Genomic DNA, 5138 nt, shown 5'->3' on the forward strand with positions numbered 1-5138 from the left:
CGGCCAGGTGCCGGGCCGCCCCCACCACCAGCCCGGCGGTGGCCAGCACGGGGCGAGCGCGGGGTGCGGTGGCGCGCCGGCCGCGTCCAGGCCGACCACCGTCACGGCGGCCGTTGGGGCCACCGACGCCATCCGCGTCATCGGGGCCACCGGCCGGACGAGGCGACGACCTGCGCTCCGGCGAAGTCGACCATCGCCACGTCCACTGTGACCGTCGGTCCGGCGAAGCGCCGCAGCACCTGACGGACCCGCTGGCAGAGCAGGTCGCCGGCCGGGGCGAGCAGCCCGGCGGCCTCCCACAGCTCGTACGCGTGCCGCCCGGTGTTCGCCTCGGTCACGGCGGCGACGAGCGAGGGATCGCCACCGGCCTCGGCGGTCACCGCCCCGAGCAGGGACAGGTCGACAGTGGAGCGGGTGTAGTGGGTCATCAGCACACCGGCGGCGAGTTTGGCCAGCTTGCCGGCCATGCCGACGAAGACCACACCGGTCATCGCGTCGCCCACGGCGGCGGTCACCGCCGCGCCGGTGAAGTCACCGACCTCGACGAAGCAGACCTCGGGCAGGTCGGGCAGGAGCGCGCGGGCGGCCCGCTCGGTACGCCCGCCGGTGCAGAGCACCACGGTCCGCTCCCCCTGGGCCGCCATCACGTGTACGGCCTGCACCACGCTGGCCCGCCACGAGGCGGTGGAGAAGGGGCGGACGATCCCGGTGGTGCCGAGGATCGAGATGCCGCCGAGGATGCCGAGCCGACGGTTGGTGGTCTTGCGGGCCATGATCTCGCCCCGGGGCACGCTGATCACGACGCGGACGCCGACCTCGCCGAGGTCCACCACCTCGGCCACCGCCTCGCCGATCATCCGGCGGGGGGTGTCGTTGATCGCCGGTCCGCCGACCGCCAGCCCGAGGCCGGGTTTGGTGACCGTGCCGACACCGGCACCGCCGGCCAGCCGCAGCCCGGGGGCGTCGGCCCAGTCCACGGTGGCGGTCAGCTCGGCGCCGTGGGTGACGTCCGGGTCGTCCCCGGCGTCCTTGACCACCACCGCCTCGGCCCGGGCCGGTGGGGTGCCGGTCACCTCGCAGCGGGCCACCGGGAAGCGCACCCGCCGCCCGGCCGGCAGGCCGATCTCCACCTCCGCCGGGGCAGCACCGGTGACCAGGGCGGTGACCGCGGCCTTGGCCGCCGCCGTCGCGCAGGCCCCGGTGGTCCAGCCGGTACGCAGCGAGGTGGGCCGGACCTTCGCGGTGCGCGGCAGGTCCGGCTCGCGCAGCGGCGGCTCGGCGTACGTCATGGGGTGTGCCCCGGTGTGGCGGTCCCCCCGGTGCGGGCGCCGGTCTGGCGGCGCAGCTCGGCGCGGGCGGCCGGCTCGGCTCTGCGGAAGGTGTGGAAGTGCCCGGGGTGGTACAGGTGCGAGCGGGTGCCCTCGGCGGCGAGCGCCGGCCCGACCAGGAACAGCGTGTGCTTCCACAGTTTGTGCTGCTTGACCGTGGCCTCCAGGGTGCCGACCGTGCAGCGCACCACCAGCTCGTCCGGCCAGGTGGCCTGGTACGCGACCACGGCCGGGGTATCCGGCGGGTAGCCGCCGGCCAGCAACTCGGCCTGCACCTGGCCGGAGCGGGCGGCGGAGAGGAACAGCGCCATGGTGGTGCCGTGCCGGGCGAAGTCGCGGACCCGCTCGCCCGGCGGCATCGGGGTCTTACCGCCTTCGAGGCGGGTGAGGATCACCGACTGGGCCACCTCGGGCACGGTCAGCTCCCGCCCGACGATCGCGGCGACGGCGGTGAACGAGGAGACCCCGGGCACGATCTCGACGGCCAGGTCGAGGGCCCGACACAGGTCCAGCTGCTCCTGCACCGCGCCCCACAGCGCCGGGTCGCCGGAGTGGATCCGGGCCACCGTCAGCCCCTGCTCGGCGGCCCGCCGATAGAGCGGCAGCACACCCTCGATGGGCAGCTGCGACGAGTCGATGATCTCCGCGTCGGGGCGGGCGTGCGCGAGCACGTCGGCGTGCACCAGGCTGGCCGCCCAGATCACGATGTCCGCGTCGGCGATCACCCGGGCGGCCCGTAGGGTCAGCAGGTCCGCCGCTCCGGGGCCGGCACCGACGAACCACACCTTGCCGTCGCTGGTCACAGTTTTCCTCCTCGGTGGTCGCGGCGGGCCGGGACCAGCAGCGTCGACAGGTACGGCAGGTCGTGCGTGGTGTCGTCGACCGGCCCGATGCGTTCACCGGGCAGCCCCATGGCGCGCCCGAGGACCGCGTCGGGCAGCCGGCCCTGCCGGCGCAGCTCGGCGAGCAGCTCCGGGTGCCGCCGCCAGCCCTTGTAGACGGTCACGGTGCCCGGCCCGGCGAGGGCGTCGGCGAACAGCGCCAGGCCGGCGGTGGCCGGCAGCAGGGTGAGCGGCTCGCGCCCCTCGCAGAGTGGGGTGCCGCTGCGGGCCGCCAGCTCCTGCATGGCGGTGACGCCGGGTACTGTCGCCACCCGCACCTCCGGCCGCAGCGCCCGGACGCTCTGCGCCAGGTAGCCGAAGGTGGAGTAGATGTTGGGGTCGCCGATGGTGGCGAAGGCCAGCGACCGCGCGCCCGCTTCGACCGCCTCGACGACCACCCGGGCCGCCTCGTCCCAGGCCGCCGTGCGCCGGGCGGTCACCCCGCCCCGGTCGTCCAGGGCGAACGGCAGCCGGCGCAGCCGGTCCGGCGCGACGTACTCCCGTACTGTCGCCTCGGCGCGCCCGGCCTCCGCGCCCGGCGGCGTCCGGCCGGCGGTCGCGGTGGGTTGGACCCGGTCCGCCATCACGGGTACGAAGACCAGGTCGGCCTCACGCAGCAGCCGCACCGCCTTGACGGTGAGCAGTTCCGGGTCGCCCGGGCCGACCCCGACCCCGGTCAGCGTCGCCTCGGCGCTCATCGGCACGCCTCGACCAGTCGGCGGGCCGCATCGGGGTGCCCGGCCCAGTGGGTGTGCAGGTAGGAGGCGTGCACCCGGCCGGTGACGAAGCCGTGCTCGGTGTCGTTCCAGCGCCACGCCGGTGCGTCGCCGTGCCCGGGGTCGGTGCTGGTGCGGTGGAACTCGTGGCCGCGTACCGGCTCGCCGGCGCGGGCCACCGGCGAGTCGGTGACGGCTCGGGCCTCCCGGTAGCCGAGGGTGAGCCGGTCGGTCATCCTGGCGGTCGAGTCCAGCCGGCCGCACATCGGTACACCGTCCAGGGACCGGCCGAGGTAGAGCAGCCCGGCGCACTCGGCCACGATCGGCCCGTCGAACTCGGCCACCTCGGCGCGCAACGCGGCGTTGTCGGTGAGCGCCTGGGCGTACGCCTCGGGGAAGCCGCCGCCGATCACCACCGCCCGGGTGCCGGCGGGCAGCGCCGGGTCGCGCAGCGGGTCGACGGTGACGACCTCCGCGCCGGCAGCGGTGAGCAGTTCGGCGCTCTCCACGTACGAGAAGGTGAAGGCCGGGCCACCGGCGAGGGCGACCCGTGGCCGCTCGACGCCGGCCGGCCCGCCGACGGCGGCGACCGGGTCCCACGCCGGGGCGGTCAGCGGTGGGGCGCTGCGGGCCAGGTCGAGCACGGCGTCGAGGTCCACTGTGGCCTCCACCAGCTCGGCGAGCGCGGTGACGATCGCGACGGACTCCGGTGCCCGCTCGGCGACCGGCACCAGGCCGAGGTGCCGGGCCGGCGCGGCCACCTCGGCGGCCCGGGTGACCGCCCCGAGCACCGGTACGCCCACCTCGGCGAGGGCGTCGCGGAGCAGCGTCTCGTGCCGGGCCGAGCCGACCCGGTTGAGGATCACTCCGCCGATCCGGACCGCCGAATCGAACGCGGCCATGCCGAGGGTGAGCGCGGCGGCCGAGCGGCCCTGCGCTGTGGTGTCCAGCACCAGCAGCACGGGTGCCTCGATGAGCCGGGCGACGTGCGCGGTGGAGGCGTAGTCGCGGCGGCCCACCGCGCCGTCGTGCAGGCCCATCACGCCCTCCACCACGGCGATGTCGGCGGGCGTGGGCACGCTCGCGCCGTGTCGCAGCAGGGGCGCGATCCGGTCGGCCCCGACCAGGAACGGGTCGAGGTTGCGCCCGGGCCGCCCGGCGGCCAGGGCGTGGTAGCCGGGGTCGATGTAGTCGGGGCCGACCTTGTGCGGGCTGACCGTCAGTCCCCGGCGACGCAGCGCGGCGAGCAGCCCGGTGGCCACCGTGGTCTTGCCGTGCCCGCTGGCCGGCGCGGCGACGACCACCCGGGGCAGCGGCCAGTGCGCGTTCACCACTCGATGCCCTTCTGGCCCTTCTGCCCGGCGTCCATCGGGTGCTTGACCTTGGTCAGCTCGGCGACCAGGTCGGCGGCGGCGACCAGGCGCGGGTCGGCGTCCCGACCGGTGATCACGACGTGTTGGAAGCCGGGGCGGTCGGCCAGGGTGGCGACCACCTCGTCGACGTCCACCCAGCCCCACTTCATCGGGTAGGTGAACTCGTCCAGCACGTACAGCCCGTAGCGCTCGGCGGCCAGGTCCCGCTGGATCTGCCGCCAGCCCTCCAGGGCGTCGGCGGCGTGGTCGGCGTCGCCGCCGCGCTGGATCCAGGACCAGCCCTCGCCCATCTTGTGCCAGGCCACCGGCGCGCCCTGGCCGGTGCGCTCGTGCACCTCGCCGAGCGCCCGGAAGGCGTTCTCCTCGCCCACCCGCCACTTGGCGCTCTTGACGAACTGGAACACCCCGACCGGCAGGCCGGCCGTCCAGGCCCGCAGCGCCAGCCCGAAGGCCGCCGTCGACTTACCCTTCATCTGTCCGGTGTGCACCATCAGCAGTGGCCGGTGCCGCCGTTGCCGGGTGGTCAACCCGTCCGCCGGCACCACGCTGGGCTGTCCCTGCGGCATCAGCGTCTCCCCCATCCCGCGGGCACTCCCGCGATCGTGCGGTTTCGGTCTCTCAGGTGCACGTCGCCCGTCATGCCGGGACCGGCAACGCACTGTCGCGGGTGGTCGGGTGGGTGAGGGCGGCCAGCGGGTGCAGGGGCGCGCTCAGCTGGGCGGCCAGGCGGTGGGCCAGGTTCAGCCGGACCGGGCCCGCCTCGCAGTCGACCACGACGCAGGCGGCGCCGGTGGCCGCCAGGACCGCCGCGGCGGTGCCGGCGCGGTCCAGCGGGCGGGT

6 protein-coding genes are annotated in these 5138 nt (G+C 75.8%); all 6 read right to left on the reverse strand.

What is annotated here, in order from left to right:
• Window positions 1-137: 137 nt before the first annotated feature.
• Entirely contained in the window at window positions 138-1289 is a 1152-nt protein-coding gene (locus JM949_RS33245) for a cobalt-precorrin-5B (C(1))-methyltransferase (RefSeq protein ID WP_203152011.1), read from the reverse strand.
• Entirely contained in the window at window positions 1286-2131 is an 846-nt protein-coding gene (cobM, locus tag JM949_RS33250) for a precorrin-4 C(11)-methyltransferase (protein WP_203152012.1), read from the reverse strand. Before cobM ends, JM949_RS33245 begins: the two co-directional genes overlap by 4 nt.
• Window positions 2128-2907 carry a precorrin-2 C(20)-methyltransferase gene (gene cobI / locus JM949_RS33255; protein WP_203152013.1) on the reverse strand — a complete coding sequence of 260 codons (780 nt, stop codon included), beginning with the start codon at window positions 2905-2907 and terminating at the stop codon, window positions 2128-2130. Before cobI ends, cobM begins: the two co-directional genes overlap by 4 nt.
• On the reverse strand, window positions 2904-4259 hold the full coding sequence (locus JM949_RS33260; protein WP_203152014.1) for a cobyrinate a,c-diamide synthase: 1356 nt from the start codon (window positions 4257-4259) through the stop codon (window positions 2904-2906). The genes cobI and JM949_RS33260 overlap by 4 nt, the downstream gene beginning before the upstream one ends.
• Window positions 4253-4864: a cob(I)yrinic acid a,c-diamide adenosyltransferase gene (gene cobO / locus JM949_RS33265; protein WP_203152015.1), complete on the reverse strand. Its 612-nt coding sequence runs from the start codon at window positions 4862-4864 to the stop codon at window positions 4253-4255. Before cobO ends, JM949_RS33260 begins: the two co-directional genes overlap by 7 nt.
• Before the next feature lie 70 nt (window positions 4865-4934).
• Window positions 4935-5138 (reverse strand): hypothetical protein (locus JM949_RS33270; RefSeq protein ID WP_203152016.1); only part of this gene is annotated, 204 nt, incomplete at its 5' end.

This window comes from Micromonospora tarensis, assembly GCF_016803395.1.
GTDB lineage: Bacteria > Actinomycetota > Actinomycetes > Mycobacteriales > Micromonosporaceae > Micromonospora > Micromonospora tarensis.